The sequence below is a fragment of the Pseudomonas sediminis genome, assembly GCF_002741105.1.
GTDB lineage: Bacteria > Pseudomonadota > Gammaproteobacteria > Pseudomonadales > Pseudomonadaceae > Aquipseudomonas > Aquipseudomonas sediminis.
Genome location: NZ_NIQU01000008.1, coordinates 107,891 through 125,434, shown reverse-complemented (window position 1 = coordinate 125,434; position 17,544 = coordinate 107,891). Strand labels below are relative to the sequence as shown.

The window sequence follows — 17,544 nt, the reverse complement described above, 5'->3', positions numbered from 1 at the left end:
TAAAAAAACGCCCCGCATTGCGGGGCGTTTTCATTTGTCCTGGGTCTTCATGCTGCTTCGGCGTAGAACTCCGGCAGGCTCATGCCGGTACGGTTGTCGATATCCGGCAGGTCGTAATGCTCATAGCCGCCAAGGGCGCAGTACACCAGCCAGTGCTGGTCCTGCACGTTGAAAGAAAGCTCGTCGACCACGGCGTCCACTTCATCCAGTGAGTCGATCAGGTAATCGCGGTCCAGCGGTTGAGAATTGAGCATGGCAGGTCCTCCAGGGACATTGAGGTTTGGCTCCAGCAACAGTCGTGACTGTTTGGTCACTCTTGGAGATACAAACCCTAGGCCAGGCATATGACAGTTTTCAGACGATTTCGGGATAGCGGACCGCGTTCGTCGGAAACGAACCTTATAAAAGAGGTATTTCAGTACACTGCGCGACGACTTTTCGAGGGTCGAGACGCACCGCTTCTCGGCCAAAATCCCCATTCTGGTGCGGTGGCGAGGTTGCTGCACCATGCTGTTCTCGAGGTGTTGCATGTCGCTGCAGATGTTGTGGTCACTGTTCCTCGCCCATCCGGCCGGGGCGGTCAATTCGCTGGCATTGTTCTTCGCGTTGGCGGGCGCCTGGCTGTGCCTGATGACTCACTTGCGCGAGCAGCGCGGCGTAGCGCGAGTGCTGGCGCAAGGCGAGCTGGATGAAGCCGAGGTTCAGGACGAGCGTACGCTGCGGATCAACCGCTTCTTCTATCGCTTCGGTGGCATTTGCCTGGGTGCAGCCCTGGTGCTGTCCTGGTTCAGTACGCGGCTTTGACGCTTGAGCGATAAATGAAAACGGCAGCTATCGGGCTGCCGTTTTCGTTTGTGGCGATGGCTGCCTTACAGGGGCAGGCCTGCCTTGATCCGATACTGGTTTCGCACCGGGTTGGCGTACTGCAGGATCAGGAACGGTTTTTCCTCGGCGCTGCAGGCGGCCAGGCGCTTGTTCCACTGCGCTTCGGCCTTGGCCAGTTCCGCGGCATCGAATACATCGCTTGCTGCCGGCACGTTCAGCTCGGCCTCGCGGCCTTCCCACATTGCGTAGGCCAGGTAGTGCACAGGGAAGAGGCGATACTGGCCGAGAATGTGACGATCCATCTCCTGGGCAAGCTGCTTGGTGTCCTCCAGACCGGCGACAGGCGGGCTGAAGTGTAGGTGCACGCGGCCTTTATAGCCGGTGATGCCCAGGGCGATGCTGGCGTCGTCTTCGCCCGGCGCCTTGGTGTAGCTGCCCGTGGCGGCACGCACACAGAGCTCGCGAGCCTTGGCCAGGTCACAGGGGTCGTACTCGTAGCTGATCGACACCGGGATCAGGTTCAGCGACTCGATCACGTCTGCGAATGGCTCATCCTTGCGGCTCATATGGAACATCTTGAGGATGGCCGAATCGGTACGGTCGTCACCGTCCTTGGCGCGCCCTTCGGCCTGGGCGATCCAGATCGACTCGCCATCTTCGCGGATCGAGTGGTTGATATAGGCTGAGAGCAATTGATAAGCCGCCAGCTTCTCGCGTCGCCCGCTGATCGAGCGGTGCACGATGAAACTCTTGTTCAGGCGCATCAGGTCGCTGACGAAGGGGCGCTGCAACAGGTTGTCGCCGATGGCGATACGTGGCGTCTGCAGACCTGCATGGTAGACGGCGTAGTTGACGAAGGCCGGGTCCATGACGATATCGCGGTGGTTGGCCAGATACAGGTAAGGCTTGCCGGGCTGCAGGTGCTCCAGGCCGGAGTAGCTGATGCCATCACTGGCATGCTCGATGGTACGGTCGATGTAGGGCTCGATCTTTTCCTGCAGGCCAGCGACCGACTCGATGCTGGCGAACTCGCTGCGCAGGCGTGCGGCGATCAGCGGCTTGAGCAGCCAGCCCAAGGGCCCGGCCAGGCGCGGAAAGCGAAAACGGGTGAGGGTACCGAGAAACGCCGGGTCGGCGAGCAGGCGCGCCAGTACGGGGCGCACTTCTGCATCGGCATAGGGTCGGATGGCATCGAATGCGCCCATCATGCTCTCTTGTTCTAGAACGGCTAAGGTTGGAATGGTGTCTGCTTAACAGGGTGAGCAGTAGACCGGCGATTATAACGCCAAGTCACAAGGAGGCCGCGATGCTGGAAAGCGAGTCGTATTATTGCCCCTATTGCGGTGAGCCGGCCGAAGCGCTGCTGGATCTGTCGGCTGGGGACCAGTCTTACATCGAAGACTGTCCGGTGTGCTGCCGGCCGATCGAGTTCGAGCTGCGTACGGATGGCACCGAGTGGGAGTTGGACGTTCGTGCGGAGAACGATTGATGCAACGAATCTACGAACCGGAAAACCTTCTGGAAGGGCAGATGCTGGTGGACATGCTGGCCAGTGAAGGTGTCGAGGCGCATTTGCTCGGTCAGCATCTGGTCGGTGCGGTGGGTGAGTTGCCGGCATGCGGCCTGCTCGGTTTGGTCGTCGCTGATCCTCACGCTGAACGGGCGCGTACGCTGATCGCTGAGTACAATGCGGCGCAACCTGTGCCTGGCGATGAGCCAGAGTCCTTTCAGGGCGTGTTGCTCTGTTGACGCGCCCCCTGCCTGTCGAGTCGTTTCATGTGTGGACGTTATGCCCTGTTCCGCTGGTCGCCCGCTTTTGCCGCGTTGCCCGGTTTTCCCACTGACCAGAAGCCGCACTGGAACCTGGCGCCCAACGGCCAGGTGCTGATGCTGCGTGCGGGCGAGGGAGGGGCGCAGGCGGCTGCGGCGCGCTGGGGGCTGACGCCCGCCTGGCTCAAGGACCTGTCCAAGACTCCGGCGCATGCGCGTGCTGAAACCCTGGCCGAGCAGCCGATGTTCCGTGAGCCCTTTCGCCAGCGCCGCGCACTGCTGCCGGCCAACGGCTTCTATGAGTGGCGTGGGGGCGTGCGCAAGCGGCCGTACTGGATGAGCAACGGTGAGCCGCTGATGTATTTCGCGGCCTTGTGGGAGCTTTATCCGGTTGGTGGGCAGGAGTACCTGAGCGTTGCGCTGATCACCCAGGAAGCGGCCACGCTACGGCGCCCGTTGATTCTCGACGAGCATGAACAGGCGCTGTGGCTGAGCAACGAAACGTCGCCCGAACAGTTGGCGGCGCTGCTGGACAAGCCGCAGGTCGCGCTGCGTGAGCGCGCGCTGGCGACGCTGGTCAACGACCCGAAGCTGGATGCGCCGGAGTGCCTGACGCCGGCTTGAGCCTGCTCAGGGTGTCGAGGGGCCGGTGCACCGCAGCTGACCAAGAGCCTGTGCGTGCGGTGCACCCTATCTGATGCAGTCCCTCAGACCTTGAACTGATTGATCAGCCTGCGCTGCTGTTCGGCCAGCTTGGTCAGTTGAGCACTGGCCTGACTGGCTTCGTCAGCGCCGCCCGCTACCTCGTTGGCGACCTGGCCGATATTGGTGACGTTGCGGTTGATGTCTTCGGCCACCGCACTCTGCTCCTCGGCTGCGCTGGCGATCTGCGTGTTCATGTCGTTGATCACCGACACTGCCTGGGTGATGGACTCCAGCGATTGAGCGGCCTGGTTGGCGTGTTCCACGCTGTCGTCGGTCTTGCTCTGGCTCTGCTCCATCACCTTGACCACCTCGCGCGTGCCTTGCTGCAACTGCTGGATCATGGTCTGGATTTCTTCGGTGGCCTGCTGGGTCTTCTGCGCCAGGTTGCGCACTTCATCGGCGACCACGGCGAAGCCGCGGCCTTGTTCGCCGGCGCGAGCTGCCTCGATGGCCGCGTTGAGCGCCAGCAGGTTGGTCTGCTCGGCAATGGCACGAATGGCGACGAGGATGGCGTTGATGTTCTCGCTGTCCTTGGCCAGGTTCTGTACCACGCCCACGGCGTGGCCGATTTCGCTGGCCAGGGCTGCGATGGCGGCCGAGGTTTCCTGTACCACCTGTTTGCCCTGGTTGGCCGCGCGGTCGGCGTGGTTGGCGGCTTCGGCGGCGTGGGTGGCGTTGCGCGCGACGTCCTGCGCGGTGGCGGTCATCTCATGAACGGCGGTAGCCACCAGTTCGATCTCTGCCAGCTGTTTCTGCACGCCCTGGTTGGTGCGGATGGCAATGTCGGCAGTGTGCTCGGAGGAGTCGCTGACCTGCTGCACCGAGGTCACCACGGCGCCGATCATGGTTTGCAGTTTGGCCAGGAAAGCGTTGAAGCCGGCGGCGATCTGTCCGAGTTCATCCTTGCGATCAACCTGCAGGCGCACCGTGAGGTCGCCATCGCCTTTGGCGATATCGTCGAGCATGCCGACCATCTGCCGCAGCGGGCGGGCGATGCCGTAACCGACGAACCAGATCACCAACAGGCCCAGCCCGGCGATCAGCAGGCCGACCAGGGTCATGCCCAGGGTGTCGGCGTCGCGCTGCGTCGCCAGATCGCCCTGTAGCTGGTGCAGATCGGCCATCACCGCTTTGAGCGGCAGCACCAGCATCAGCACCCAGCGGGTGTCGCTCTGGCCGATGTTGAAGCTGAGGAACAGTTCGATATGGCTGTGCTCAGGGTCTTCCTTGGCATCGATGGAGTACAGCACCTGCCCGGGCTGCAGCGTACCCAAGTTGCTCAATTCGTTGGCGTCGAGCAGGGCGGTGGCCGGCTCACCAAGTTTGTCCGGTGCCTTGGTCGAGGCGACCAGGCGCCCGTTGCTGGCGATCAGCGCCATCTCGCCGGCACCGTCATAGAGCTGGACGTCAGCCTTTACCAGCAACTCCTGAATGAAATTCACCGCAAGGTCGGCACCGGCGATGCCGCGAAATTCTCCATTGACCAGAATCGGCGAGGTGAAGGAGGCGAGCATGGTCATCTTGCCGCCGACATCATAGGGGGCCGGATCGATCACGCAGGGGCGCTTGCGTTCTTTGGGGCAAAGGTAATATTCGCCCGCGCGTACGCCGGTTGGCAGCAGTTCTTCGCTTTCGGTCGAGCCGATAGAGTCGATGCCCAGGCTGCCGTCGGCATTGCGATACCACCAGGGCAGGAAGCGGCCGGTGCCGTCGTAGCCGTTTTCTTTGCTGCCGGCATAGATGTCGTCGCTGGCATCGAAGGCGTTCGGCTCCCAGCCCAGGTAACTGCCAAGTAATTTAGGGTTCTGCGCCGTGGTTTCATGCACCAGGTTGGCCAGTTCTTCGCGGCTGATGCTGAGCATCGGGCTGCCGTTGGCATCGGTCGTGCCGAGCATGGCGTTGACGCGTGCCAGGTCGGCGGTTATCTGCAGGGGAGCTTCCAGTTCACGCTGGATTTCGCTGACCTGGGCTTGCGCCAACGCAGACAGGCGTTGCTCGATGACTTGTTCCAGTAGCTTCTGCGTGCGTTCCTGCACCAGATTCTGGGTTCGGCCACTGGCGAACAGGGCGTAGAGCACCAGAGCCACAACGACCGCGAGCACGCTGGCGCCAGCAAGGAATGCCACGGAAAACTGGATCGACTTGAACTTCATGAGAGCTCCCGAGCGCAGAGCGCGCCTGTCACAAATTATCGGCAGTGACAGATGAAAACCTTAATGGGCTGGTGGTGACGAACAGGCTGGTGTCGTATTCAGCAAAGATGGCGTACGGCTATCGCGCAAGTAACGCGGTTGCTCGTGCTGCGGGGGCGGCCTAGCATAGGGCGTCCGATTCAAGGAGGTAGCTCGATGAGCAAGGTTCTATATCTGAGTGGCCTGGCGGCGGCCGTGCTGCTGGCAGGTTGTCAGGCCGTCAATACCACCAGTGGTGGTGCGGTTGGCGTAGAGCGCAAGCAGTACATGTTCAGCATGTTGTCAGCTGATGAAGTCAATCAGATGTACGCGCAGTCCTATCAGCAGACGCTAAGCGAGGCATCGAGCAAGGGCGTGCTGGACAAGACCAGCAACAATGCCAAGCGTCTGCAGACCGTTGCCAATCGCCTGATTCCGCAGGCGCCGCGTTTTCGCCCGGATGCCGCCAACTGGCAATGGGAGGTCAACCTGATCAAGAGTCCCGAGCTCAACGCCAACTGTGGCCCGGGCGGCAAGATCATTTTCTATAGCGGGATCATCGAGCAACTGAAGCTCAGCGATGATGAAATCGCCGCGATCATGGGCCACGAGATGGCGCATGCCCTGCGCGAACACAGCCGTGAGGCGATGTCCAAGGCCTATGGCATTCAGGTCGCCAAGCAGGGTGCCGGCGCTTTGCTCGGTCTTGGCGAGAGCGGCATGGCCTTGGCCGATACCGTAGTGCAGTACAGCCTGACGCTACCCAACAGCCGCGGTAACGAGAACGAGGCTGATCTGATTGGTCTCGAACTGGCTGCTCGCGCGGGTTATGACCCGAATGCGGCCATCAGTCTGTGGCAGAAGATGGAGGCCGCCGGTGGTGGTGCGCCGCCCGAGTTCATGAGCACTCACCCGTCCTCCAGCAGCCGTATCGCTTCGCTGCAGGCGGCGATTCCCAAGGTGATGCCGCTGTACGAGCAGGCCAAGGCCGGGCGCTAAGTTCGGGCACGAAAAAACGGCGCGGCGTGATGGTTCACGGCGCGCCGTTTGCGTTTCAGGGTAGTGCCGTTTCGGCGAAGGGGCGGGGTTGCAGGCCCAGCTGGGCGCGGAAGCTTTCCATGTCGAACATGGTGCAGATCTCCTGAATCTCATTGCTGGGCGTCAGTGTCCAGAAGGCCATGGCCGAGATGCTCAGCACCTTGTCACTGGGTGGATAGCCCAGCGCGGGTTTCTGAATGGTGCCGATCAGCGTGCTCCAGGTCACCACCTTGTAGCCTTCTGCGACGCACTCCTCGACCACGATCTGCAGGTCCGGCATGGCGTAGCGGATATCCTGCACCATCCGGGCGAAGCCGGCACTGTCGAGTGGGCGCCCCATGAACGAGCTCTTGTAGAGAAAGTCGCGGCTGTGCAGCTGTTCGGCCAGGGCCAGGCGCCCCTTGTTCCAGGTCAGGTCGATGTGCTGGCACACCACCTTCTTGCGATCATCCAATGACATGCCGCCCTCCCGACTGCATACCGTATGACGTGACGTGGCACGCACTTTAGCAGCAGGCGGTAGGGGGCTGGGATTGGCCGAAATGCCAGTCCGTTGACGTCAGTGATTCGTCATATCAGGCCGCTGAGTTTCATTGCCTGATAGCCGGCATAGATTGCCAGGGTGGCGAAGGCACAGGCCGCGAGGCGGCGAATCAGCGTCAATGGCAGGCGCTCGGCTGCGAAGTTGCCCGCCAGTACCACCGGTACGTTGGCCAGCAGCATGCCCAGTGTGGTCCCGATAACCACCAGGATGAAGTGCGGATACTGCGCCGCCAGCATCACGGTCGCGACCTGAGTTTTGTCGCCCATCTCGGCGAGGAAGAAGGCGATCAGGGTGGTGAGGAAGGGACCGTATTTCTTCAGGCCGGATTCCTCGTCGTCGTCCAGTTTGTCCGGCACCAGGGTCCAGGCCGCTACGGCGACGAAGCTGGCCGCGAGAATCCAGCTCAGGGTGGCGGGTGAGAAGAAACCGGCAACCCAGTTACCCACGGCGCCAGCGGCGAAGTGGTTGGCCAGGGTGGCGACGACGATGCCCCAGATGATCGGCCACGGCTTGCGAAAACGGGCGGCCAGCAGCAGTGCGAGCAACTGGGTCTTGTCGCCGATTTCGGCGAGGGCAACGATCAGGGTGGGGACGAACAGCGATTCCAGCATCAGGTTTCCTAAAGGGGCGGGTCGACACGGCTTATGACACGTACGACCTTCCCGCCCCGGGTATAGGTTGTGCGTGTCATAGGTCTTGTCAAACCGCAGGCCTCTCTATGTAGGCCTTGGGTCGTATACGCCATGCTCTGTGGAGCAAGTGTGTTGACGTATACCGGGCGAGCAGGGCGCTCGCGGGAGACTACTCCCCTAGGACGGGCGCAATTGTGCCCAAGCGCTGCGTTGGGAGCAACCCCAATCAGCGCCGGGCGCTGTAGATGCGAAAGCCATCGGCCTCTGCCAGGGTGCGGCACGGGCCCAGATGACGTTCGATCAGTGGCGGGTATTTGAGGAAGCTGTTGGCCACCAGACGCAGTTCGCCACCTTTTATCAAGTGGCGGGCTGCCTGGCTCAGCAGGTTCTCACTGGCTTGGTAGTCGGTGTGCACGCCTTGATGGAACGGCGGGTTGCTGACGATGGCGCTCAATCCTCCTGGCGCCGACTCGATTCCGCTGCCGGCGATCAGGTTGGCCGTCAGGCCATTGCGAGCCAGAGTCAGGCGGCTGCTCTCCAGGGCGAAGGCGTCGACATCCAGCAGGCTCAGCTCGCTGTCTGGATAACGCCGTTTGAGCACGGCGCCGAGCACGCCAGCACCGCAGCCGAAGTCCAGCATGTGGCCGTTGGGCAGTTCATCCAGATGCTCGAGCAGCAGCGCGCTACCCCGATCAAGCCTGCCATGGGCGAAGACGCCGGGCAGAGTAACGATCTCCAGCGCACCGTCGGCCAACTGCAGTGGATAACTCTGTGTCAGGGCATGCAGGTCGGGGACGGGCGGCGCCTGCTCTACCTCGACGCACCAGAGTTGGCAATGCCGTGCGCTGTCGAGCTTGCGTGGCTTGCCATAGGCTGCCAACTGCTTTGATGCGCGCTCGATACCGCCACGTTTTTCGCCGACCAAGTACAGCGGCTTGCCGGCCAGGCGCGAGGCAAGCGCTTGCAGCAGGTAGTCGCTCAGCTCGCGCGACTTGGGCAGGAACAGCACGGCAGCACGGTAGTCGCCTTCCGGCATATGTGTGTCGAAGTGGCTGCGGCCGGCAAAGCGCGCGGTGAGCAGTGCCTGATCGCCGGCATGCCAGTTCCAGCCACGTGCCTGAGGCAGGGCACCAAGCAGGTCGTCAGCCGGCAGGCCGGCCAGCAACAGCTCGCCACTGAATAGCTCTGCCTGACGCAGGAGAACTTCGCTTCGCGCATCCATGGTGGGGTCCTGCCTAAAAAAGCTGCGCAGCTTAACAGGCCGTTGAAAAACTACCTACGTTGACAATACTTCGTTAAAAGCGGCCTCAAAATGCTCATTTAGAACACTAAACTGTGCTTTTTCGGCCGCTTTTGCCTTGTCTTGCCTGCCTCGCCTACGTTTTTCAATGGCCTGTTACCCGACGACTCGCAACGGTGCACCGGCGAAGAAGCCGACTGCGTTATCGATCATCTGGCCGACGATGCGCTGGCGTGCTTCCTGACTACCCCAGGCGCTGTGTGGGGTGATGATCAGGCGCGGAATGTCTGCGGCCAGTAGCGGGTTGCCGTCCTTGGGCGGCTCCTGCAGCAGTACATCGGTTGCCGCGCCGCCGAGATGGCCGCTGCGCAGAGCATCGGCCAGCGCCTGTTCGTCGACCAGGCCGCCGCGTGCGGTGTTGATCAGAAATGCGCGCGGCTTCATCAGTGCCAGCTCTTCGGCACCGATCATGTTGCGCGTCTGCTCGTTGAGTGGGCAGTGCAAGGTCAGGGCATCGACCTGTGGCAGCAGTTCGTTCAGAGGAAGGCGATCGGCGCGCGCGGGCCGGCCCGGCAGTTGACCGAGTAGCACGCGCATGCCGAAGGCTTCAGCCAGACGGGCAACGGCGCCGCCCAGTTCGCCATGGCCGAGCATGCCCAGGGTCTTGCCTTCGAGCTCGACGATGGGGTGGTCTAGCAGGCAGAACTGGCTGGCTTGTTGCCAGCGGCCTGCGGCGATATCGCGCTGGTAGTCGGGCAGTCGCGTGGCCAGGGCCAGCAACAGCATCAGGGTGTGCTGCGCAACGGATGGCGTGCCGTAGCCCTGGCAATTGCAGACGGTCACGCCGTGGGCGCTGGCGGCTTTGAGGTCGACGTTATTGGTGCCGGTGGCCGCCACCAGCACCAGCTTCAGCTCGGGGCAGGCGGCGAAGGTGGCTGCGTCCAGCGGCACCTTATTGCTGATGGCGACCTGGGCGCCTTGCAGGCGTTCGGCGACCTGATCCGGACGCGTGTGCGCGTGCAGGGTCAGCTCGGCGAAGGCCTGATGCAGCGGTTGCATGTCGAGGTCGCCAAGGTCGAGAGAGGCGTGATCGAGGAAGACGGCGCGGGGACTTTTGCTCATCAGCTGTACCTTTTCGCAGGAGGGTCGCAGGAGTAGATTGGCGAGCCTACCAGACCTTCACTGTCGATGCGGAGCCGCCATGTACTGGAGTGAATTTCTCACCGTTGCCCTGATTCATCTGCTGGCGGTGGCCAGCCCGGGGCCGGATTTCGCCATCGTCGTGCGGGAGAGCGTCGGCTACGGTCGCCGCGCCGGGCTGTTCACCGCCTTTGGCGTAGGTACCGGCATTCTGGTGCACGTTACCTATTCGTTGCTGGGTATCGGCCTGATCGTGTCGCAGTCCATCGTCCTGTTCAACGCGCTGAAATGGCTGGCAGCGGCTTACCTGCTGTACATCGGCATCAAGGCGCTGCGCGCGCGCCCGGCCGATTCGGCCAGTGCCGAGCTGAGCCTGGCCGCCGGCGAGCGCAGCGGCCGTGGCGCGTTCGTCACCGGGTTCATTACCAATGGGCTCAACCCCAAGGCGACGCTGTTCTTCCTTTCCCTGTTCACCGTGGTGATCAATCCGCATACGCCGGTGGCGGTGCAGGCCGGTTACGGCCTTTATCTGGCCCTGGCAACCGCATTTTGGTTCTGCCTGGTGGCCTGGCTGTTCAGCCAGCAACGCGTGCGCGCCGGCTTTGCCCGCATGGGGCACTGGTTCGACAGACTGATGGGGGCGGTGCTGGTGGGGATTGGCGTGAAGCTGGCGCTGACCGAGATGCGCTAAACGAAAGAGCCCCGCAATTGCGGGGCTCTTTGCTGATGGGGCGAGTTACAGCAGTTCGATGGCCACCGCTGTTGCTTCGCCGCCGCCGATGCACAGCGAGGCGACGCCGCGCTTGCCACCTTTCTTCTGCAGGGCGTTGATCAGGGTGAGGATGATCCGCGAGCCGGTGGAACCCACCGGGTGGCCCTGGGCACAGGCGCCGCCGAACACGTTGACCTTTGCATGGTCCAGGCCGTGCTCGCGCATGGCCAGCATGGTCACCATGGCGAAGGCTTCATTGATCTCGAACAGGTCGATCTCATCCTTGCTCCAGCCGGTCTTCTTCAGCAGGTTGCTCATCGCGCCGATGGGCGCCAGGGTGAACTCGCTCGGGTCCTGGCTTTGGGTCGCGTGGGCAACCACCTTGGCAACTGGTTTGAGACCGCGCTTGGCCGCTTCATCGGCTGTCATCAGCAGCAGTGCGCTGGCGCCGTCGGAGATCGAACTGGCGTTGGCCGCAGTGATGGTGCCGTCCTTCTTGAAGGCAGGCTTGAGTGTCGGGATCTTGTCCAGGTTGGCCGTCAGTGGTTGCTCGTCATCCTTGACCACCACCTCGCCCTTGCGCGAGGTGACGGTGATCGGAACGATCTCCGCGTCCAGCGAGCCGTCCTTGATCGCCGCCTGCGCGCGTCGCAGCGATTCGATGGCATAGGCGTCCATTTCCTCACGGGTAATGCCGTACTTATCGGCGGTCTCCTGAGCGAAAGAGCCCATCAGGCGTCCAGTGCGCGCGTCCTCCAGGCCGTCGAGGAACATATGATCCTTGATCTCGCCATGCCCCATGCGCAGGCCCGTGCGTGCTTTCTCCAGTACATAGGGCGCGTTGGACATGCTTTCCATGCCGCCGGCGACCATTACCTGGTTGCTGCCGGCTTTCAGCGAGTCGAAGGCCATCATCACGGCCTTCATGCCTGAGCCGCACAGCTTGTTGATGGTGGTGGAGCCAATGGCTGCAGGCAGGCCTGCATTGAGCGAGGCCTGGCGTGCCGGCCCTTGTTTGAGGCCGGCTGGAAGTACGCAGCCCATGATCACTTCCTGTACGTCGGTTGGCTCGATACCGGCGCGCTTGACCGCTTCACGAATGGCGGCCGCGCCCAGCTCGACGGCAGGCACGCTGGCCAGGCTGCCTTGAAAACCACCCATGGGGGTACGTGCGCCGCTGACGATGACGATATCGGACATGCTGTTACCTCGAACGAAAGAGTGGCTCTGTGCCGCCTTTTTAAGGACTGGCTGGTTAGCTCGATTCTAACCTGTGACCAAAAGCGGACATAGAGTCACGTGGCAAATCATTCTTTGGGCTGATTGAGCGCTGCGCGAGCCGCTCTAGAGTCGCTGCATACCTATTCCTAGCGTGCCTCAAGGTGATTTCATGCTGCAGACCCGACTGACCCCCCCCGCTGAAAACGCTCATGCCTATCCGCTGCTGATCAAGCGCCTGCTGCTGTCCGGTAGTCGCTACGAGAAGACCCGCGAAATCGTCTATCGCGACAAGCTGCGCTACAGCTACGCGACCTTCAACGAGCGTGTCGCACGGTTGGCCAACGTACTCAGCGAGGCAGGGGTCAAGGCCGGTGATACCGTGGCGGTGATGGATTGGGACAGTCACCGCTACCTCGAATGCATGTTCGCTATCCCGATGCTCGGCGCGGTGCTGCACACCATCAACATCCGCCTGTCGCCGGATCAAATCCTCTACACCATGAACCATGCAGAAGATCGTTTCGTGCTGGTCAACAGCGAGTTCGTGCCGCTTTACAACGGCATTGCCGGGCAACTGACCACCGTCGACAAGACCCTGCTGCTTACCGATGGCGAGGACAAGAACGCCGAGCTGCCGAACCTCGTCGGCGAGTACGAGAGCCTGCTGGCAGCCGCCAGCCCGCACTACGACTTCGCCGATTTCGACGAGAATTCGGTGGCCACCACCTTCTATACCACCGGCACCACCGGCAACCCCAAGGGCGTGTACTTCACCCATCGGCAACTGGTGCTGCACACCATGTCCATGGCGACCACCATGGGCGGACTCGACAGCATCCGCCTGCTGGGCAACGACGATGTCTACATGCCGATCACGCCGATGTTCCACGTGCATGCCTGGGGTGTGCCGTACGTGGCCACCATGCTCGGGGTCAAGCAGGTGTACCCCGGTCGCTATGAACCGGACATGCTCTGCCGCCTGATCAAGGAAGAGAAGGTCAACTTCTCCCACTGCGTCCCGACCATCCTGCAGATGGTGCTGAGCGCGCCGGGTGCGCAGGGCCATGATTTCGGCGGTATGAAGATGATCATCGGCGGTAGTGCGCTCAATCGTTCCCTCTACGAGGCGGCCAAGGCGCGGGGCATCCAGCTGACTGCGGCCTATGGCATGTCCGAGACCTGCCCGCTGATTTCCTGTGCTTATCTCAATGAAGAGCTGCGCGCCGGTAGCGAGGACGAACGTACCACTTACCGGATCAAAGCGGGTATCCCGGTGCCGCTGGTGGAGGCGGCGATCATGGATGCCGACGGCAAATTGCTGCCGAGCGATGGCGAATCCCAGGGCGAGCTGGTGCTGCGCGCGCCCTGGCTGACCCAGGGCTATTTCCGTGAGCCTGAGAAGGGCGAAGAACTTTGGGCACATGGTTGGCTGCACACTGGCGATGTGGCGACCATCGACGGTATGGGCTTCATCGAAATCCGTGACCGCATCAAGGATGTGATCAAGACCGGTGGCGAATGGATTTCCTCGCTGGAGCTAGAGGACCTGATCAGTCGGCATCCGACGGTGCGTGAGGTAGCGGTAGTGGGTGTGCCTGACCCGCAGTGGGGCGAGCGCCCGTTTGCGCTGCTGGTACTGCGCGAAGAGCAGGGGCTGGATGCCAAAGGCTTGAAAGAGCATCTCAAGCCCTTCGTCGAGCAAGGTCACATCAACAAGTGGGCGATTCCCACGCAGATCGCCCTTGTTACTGAAATTCCCAAGACCAGTGTCGGCAAACTGGACAAGAAGCGCATTCGCGTCGAAATCGCCCACTGGCAGGAGGCGGGCAGCGCGTTCCTGTCTACGCTGTGAGGTGCGCATTGACTGGGCGGTGAAAGTGACCGCTCAGTCAAACAAGCGTTTGGCTTGCTAATTGCTGTTTCCCGTCCATGCTTGGCTAGGGGCGGGGCCTGAAACCTGCGAGCCAGAGTGCCTGGAGGCTGCAAATCACACTTTCGAGGGATCAAGCAGTACCACCCGCTGGCTATAGTCAAAGCATCCATAACAAAAAACACATGGAGTAGCGTCGATGACAACAAAAACAAAACCCTACTGGCGCCTGGCAAAACTGCCGCTGGCCGTCAGCCTCGCTTCCACCCTTGCCGCTCCGGCATTCGGCGTCACTTTCAATATCGGTGAGATCGAAGGGCAGTTCGACTCGGCGCTGTCTGTTGGTGCCAGTTGGTCTACTGAGAGTGCCGACAAGGACCTGATCGGTTTCAACAATGGTGGTCGTGGTCTTTCTCAGACTTCTGACGACTCCAAGTTGAACTTTAAGCGCGGCGAGACCTTCTCCAAGATCTTCAAAGGCGTCCACGATCTTGAACTGCGCTATGGTGATACTGGCGTGTTCGTTCGTGGCAAATACTGGTATGACTTCGAATTGAAGGATGAAAGTCGCCCGTTCAAAGATATCAGCGATAGCAACCGCAAAGAGGGTGCACAGTCTTCGGGGGGTGAGATTCTCGATGCTTTCATCTACCACAACTATGCGATTGGCAATCAGCCAGGCTCTGTGCGTCTTGGGAAACAGGTAGTTAACTGGGGCGAAAGCACTTTCATAGGTAATAGCATTAACGCTGTGAACCCCATTGATGTTGCCGCCTTCCGCCGCCCAGGCGCAGAAATCAAAGAGGGCCTGATACCGGTCAATATGTTTTTTGTCTCGCAGAGCCTGACCGATAACTTGTCAATGGAGGCGTTCTACCAGCTCGAGTGGGATCAAACCGTCGTAGACAATTGCGGTACTTTCTTCGCCCAGCCGGATATCGTGGCAGATGGCTGTGACAACAATCTAGCGGTTCTGCGTACCCGAAGCGAAGTACAGGCTGCATCTGGTGGCGCCGGTGCTCCAGTCCTCGAAGCGCAGGGGGTGCAGTTCAGTAGCGAGGGGGTGATTGTACCGCGGTCTGGAGATCGTGATGCGCGTGATAGTGGGCAGTGGGGTTTAGCTTTCCGCTACTTATTCGAGCCGCTGGATACCGAATTCGGTTTCTATGCGATGAACTACCATAGCCGTGCGCCTATTTTCAGTGCTACTGGCGCTCAGGCGTCTGTTTATAATGCCACTACTCTTGGAGCTTTGGCTGCCCTCGCTCCCCTGCGTGTCGCTGGTAATTCTAGTTATTTTATGGAATATCCAGAGGATATACGTCTCTATGGCATTAGCTTTGCCACTACACTGCCGACTGGTACAGCTTGGAGTGGTGAATTGAGCTATCGCCCGAACGCACCTGTGCAGCTCAACTCAACTGATATTCTCTATGCAGGCATCAAACCACTCGCCAACAGTGCATTTAACCCTGCTGCCGCTACCTTCGCTGGTGCTGGCGTAGGTAATGTGTCGCTGCTAAATGGTGTGCCAGGTCAGGATCTGAATGGCTATCGCCGCAAAGAAATTACCCAGTTCCAGACGACCTTCACCCATTTCTTTGATCAGGTAATGGGCGCGAGTCGTCTCACTTTGGTTGGAGAACTGGGTATCGTTCATGTCGGTGGGCTCGAGGACTCCAGCGAGGTCCGCTACGGGCGAGATCCAATTTACGGCCCAGGCCCTCTTCCGGGTAACTATGCAGTCTCTGGCGTTGGTGTGTTCCCAACTTGCCAAGGCCTCAATGTTTCTACCGTTGGTAACAATCGCAACGGAAAGAACGTCAGCAAGTACTGCGAGGATGATGGTTTCGTAACATCTACATCTTGGGGGTACCGAGTTCGTGCTATTTGGGATTACCCGAACGTCTTTGCCGGTGTGAACCTGCGTCCGAGTGTTGCTTGGTCTCATGACGTCGAAGGATACGGTCCCAATGGTATGTTCACCGAGGACGCCAAGGCTGTAAGCCTCGGGCTCAATGCTGAATACCAGAACACCTACACCGCAGATCTGTCCTATACCAGCTTCTTCGACGGCAAGTACAACACCTCCGTTGACCGCGACTTCGTTGCGCTCAGCTTCGGTATGAACTTCTAAGCGGTCAGGAATTTCGAGGAATCATGATGCAAATGAAAACAACAAAAAAACTGTGGCAAAGCGGTGTCCTGACCCTGTCTCTGCTGGCTACCGGCGTGATGGCGGCAGTGTCGCCTGACGAAGCTGCGAAGCTGGGCAGTACCCTGACTCCGGTTGGTGCCGAAATGGCAGGCAATGCCGATGGCTCGATCCCTGCCTGGACCGGTGGTCTGCCAGCCAACGCCGGCGCGGTCGATCCGCGAGGCTTCCTGGCCGATCCGTTCGCCAGCGAGCAGCCCCTGTTCACCATCACTGCGCAGAACGTCGACCAGTACAAGGACAAGCTGACCCCCGGTCAGCTGGCGATGTTCAAACGCTATCCGGAAAGCTACAAGATGCCGGTCTACCCAACTCACCGCTCGGCTAGTCTGCCGGCTGCGGTGCTGGAGGCGACCAAGCAGAACGCTGTGAACACCAAGATGGTGGAGGGCGGTAACGGCCTGGAAAACTTCCAGACCGCCAACCCTTTCCCGATTCCGCAGAACGGTCTTGAAGCGATCTGGAACCACATCACCCGCTACCGCGGTGGCAGCGTGCGTCGTCTGGTGACCCAGGCGACTCCGCAGCCGAACGGTTCCTACTCGCTGGTTTACTTCCAGGACGAGTTCACCTTCCGTGATGCTCTGACCGACTTCGATGCGAGTAAGGAAAGCAACGTACTGTTCTACTTCAAACAGCGCGTAACTGCTCCGTCTCGTCTGGCTGGTAACGTGCTGCTGGTTCACGAAACTCTCAACCAGGTGAAGGAGCCGCGTCTGGCGTGGCTGTACAACGCCGGTCAGCGTCGCGTGCGTCGTGCTCCGCAGGTGTCCTACGATGGTCCGGGTACCGCCGCTGACGGTCTGCGTACCTCCGACAACTTCGACATGTACAACGGTGCGCCGGATCGTTACGACTGGAAACTGGAAGGCAAGAAGGAGATCTATATCCCCTACAACGCCTACAAGCTCGATTCGCCCAGCCTGAAGTACTCCGACATCATCAAGGCTGGCCACATCAACCAGGACCTGACTCGTTACGAGCTGCACCGTGTATGGCACGTGACCGCGACCCTGAAATCGGGTGAGCGCCACATCTATGCCAAGCGTGACTTCTACATCGACGAGGACACCTGGCAAGCCGCTCTGATCGATCACTACGACGGCCGTGGCACCCTGTGGCGCGTAGCCGAGGCGCATGCCCAGTACTACTACGACAAGCAAGTGCCTTGGTACACCGTGGAAACCCTGTACGACCTGCTGTCCGGTCGCTACCTGGCCCTGGGTATGAAGAACGAGGAGAAGCAAGCCTACGACTTCAACTACAAGGCCGCTGGCAGCGATTACACCCCGGCCGCTCTGCGTCAGGCTGGCGTTCGCTAAAACCTGTCTCAAGCAACACGACGAAGCCGGCCTTGTGCCGGCTTTTTCGTTACGGACTGTAGCGGGCGCTTCAAATGGCCATTGCAAGTCGCTAGGCTGGGATCAGATCGAGCCCGCCGATGCAGATAGAAGACTTCCA

17 protein-coding genes, 1 pseudogene and 1 riboswitch are annotated in these 17,544 nt (G+C 60.7%); of the genes and pseudogenes, 9 read left to right on the top strand and 9 right to left on the bottom strand.

The annotated features are described in order from the left end of the window. Positions 1–47: 47 nt before the first annotated feature. Positions 48–254, bottom strand: a complete 207-nt coding sequence (locus CDO35_RS18635) for a hypothetical protein (RefSeq protein ID WP_099526149.1) — start codon at positions 252–254, stop codon at positions 48–50. Positions 255–528: 274 nt separating this feature from the next. Between CDO35_RS18635 and CDO35_RS18630 the strand changes: the two genes are divergently transcribed. Further along, entirely contained in the window at positions 529–804 is a 276-nt protein-coding gene (locus tag CDO35_RS18630) for a hypothetical protein (RefSeq protein WP_099526148.1), read from the top strand. A gap of 65 nt (positions 805–869) precedes the next feature. Here CDO35_RS18630 and CDO35_RS18625 read toward each other — a convergent pair whose 3' ends face one another. Next, entirely contained in the window at positions 870–2,033 is a 1,164-nt protein-coding gene (locus CDO35_RS18625) for a 1-acyl-sn-glycerol-3-phosphate acyltransferase (RefSeq protein WP_099526147.1), read from the bottom strand. A 98-nt stretch (positions 2,034–2,131) separates the two neighbouring features. Between CDO35_RS18625 and CDO35_RS18620 the strand changes: the two genes are divergently transcribed. From CDO35_RS18620 to CDO35_RS18610, 3 genes are read left to right on the top strand one after another with little or no spacing between them, the layout of a single operon-like run. Next, positions 2,132–2,314, top strand: coding sequence for a CPXCG motif-containing cysteine-rich protein (locus CDO35_RS18620; protein WP_092377507.1), 183 nt, complete (start codon positions 2,132–2,134; stop codon positions 2,312–2,314). Further along, positions 2,314–2,574 carry a putative signal transducing protein gene (locus CDO35_RS18615; RefSeq protein ID WP_092377504.1) on the top strand — a complete coding sequence of 87 codons (261 nt, stop codon included), beginning with the start codon at positions 2,314–2,316 and terminating at the stop codon, positions 2,572–2,574. Before CDO35_RS18620 ends, CDO35_RS18615 begins: the two co-directional genes overlap by 1 nt. Positions 2,575–2,601: 27 nt before the next feature. Further along, the gene (locus CDO35_RS18610; protein WP_099526146.1) at positions 2,602–3,219 is read left to right on the top strand and encodes an SOS response-associated peptidase; all 618 of its coding nucleotides are present in this window, start codon (positions 2,602–2,604) and stop codon (positions 3,217–3,219) included. A gap of 83 nt (positions 3,220–3,302) precedes the next feature. On the opposite strand, the gene CDO35_RS23325 is transcribed toward CDO35_RS18610, so the two are convergent. Continuing rightward, positions 3,303–4,145: a methyl-accepting chemotaxis protein gene (locus CDO35_RS23325; protein WP_425048546.1), complete on the bottom strand. Its 843-nt coding sequence runs from the start codon at positions 4,143–4,145 to the stop codon at positions 3,303–3,305. A 15-nt stretch (positions 4,146–4,160) separates the two neighbouring features. Beyond that, positions 4,161–4,361: pseudogene (locus tag CDO35_RS23320) on the bottom strand (HAMP domain-containing protein); the annotation flags it as partial. Positions 4,362–5,648: 1,287 nt separating this feature from the next. Between CDO35_RS23320 and CDO35_RS18600 the strand changes: the two are divergent. Then, on the top strand, positions 5,649–6,470 hold the full coding sequence (locus CDO35_RS18600; RefSeq protein ID WP_099526144.1) for a M48 family metallopeptidase: 822 nt from the start codon (positions 5,649–5,651) through the stop codon (positions 6,468–6,470). A gap of 55 nt (positions 6,471–6,525) precedes the next feature. Here CDO35_RS18600 and CDO35_RS18595 read toward each other — a convergent pair whose 3' ends face one another. The 4 genes from CDO35_RS18595 to CDO35_RS18580 all read right to left on the bottom strand — a co-directional run bounded on the left by CDO35_RS18595 (position 6,526) and on the right by CDO35_RS18580 (position 10,047). Beyond that, positions 6,526–6,969: a ketosteroid isomerase-related protein gene (locus tag CDO35_RS18595; protein WP_092377492.1), complete on the bottom strand. Its 444-nt coding sequence runs from the start codon at positions 6,967–6,969 to the stop codon at positions 6,526–6,528. Between the two features lie 110 nt (positions 6,970–7,079). Then, positions 7,080–7,661, bottom strand: a complete 582-nt coding sequence (locus CDO35_RS18590) for a TMEM165/GDT1 family protein (RefSeq protein ID WP_166432426.1) — start codon at positions 7,659–7,661, stop codon at positions 7,080–7,082. 93 nt (positions 7,662–7,754) lie between these two features. Continuing rightward, positions 7,755–7,875, bottom strand: a riboswitch (yybP-ykoY riboswitch). Positions 7,876–7,911: 36 nt separating this feature from the next. Next, positions 7,912–8,907, bottom strand: coding sequence for a class I SAM-dependent methyltransferase (locus CDO35_RS18585; RefSeq protein WP_099526142.1), 996 nt, complete (start codon positions 8,905–8,907; stop codon positions 7,912–7,914). 174 nt (positions 8,908–9,081) lie between these two features. After that, entirely contained in the window at positions 9,082–10,047 is a 966-nt protein-coding gene (locus CDO35_RS18580; protein ID WP_099526141.1) for a 2-hydroxyacid dehydrogenase, read from the bottom strand. A 79-nt stretch (positions 10,048–10,126) separates the two neighbouring features. Between CDO35_RS18580 and CDO35_RS18575 the strand changes: the two genes are divergently transcribed. Then, positions 10,127–10,756, top strand: coding sequence for a LysE family translocator (locus CDO35_RS18575; RefSeq protein WP_099526140.1), 630 nt, complete (start codon positions 10,127–10,129; stop codon positions 10,754–10,756). 45 nt (positions 10,757–10,801) lie between these two features. On the opposite strand, the gene CDO35_RS18570 is transcribed toward CDO35_RS18575, so the two are convergent. Next, positions 10,802–11,977, bottom strand: a complete 1,176-nt coding sequence (locus CDO35_RS18570) for a thiolase family protein (RefSeq protein WP_099526139.1) — start codon at positions 11,975–11,977, stop codon at positions 10,802–10,804. Between the two features lie 190 nt (positions 11,978–12,167). On the opposite strand from CDO35_RS18570, the gene CDO35_RS18565 reads away from it, so the two are divergent. The 3 genes from CDO35_RS18565 (at position 12,168) to CDO35_RS18555 (ending at position 17,405) form a co-directional block, all read left to right on the top strand. After that, positions 12,168–13,850, top strand: a complete 1,683-nt coding sequence (locus tag CDO35_RS18565; RefSeq protein WP_099526138.1) for a fatty acid--CoA ligase — start codon at positions 12,168–12,170, stop codon at positions 13,848–13,850. 217 nt (positions 13,851–14,067) lie between these two features. Next, positions 14,068–16,005, top strand: a complete 1,938-nt coding sequence (locus CDO35_RS18560) for a DUF1302 domain-containing protein (RefSeq protein ID WP_099526137.1) — start codon at positions 14,068–14,070, stop codon at positions 16,003–16,005. A gap of 32 nt (positions 16,006–16,037) precedes the next feature. Next, entirely contained in the window at positions 16,038–17,405 is a 1,368-nt protein-coding gene (locus CDO35_RS18555; RefSeq protein ID WP_099526251.1) for a DUF1329 domain-containing protein, read from the top strand. Positions 17,406–17,544: the final 139 nt, after the last annotated feature.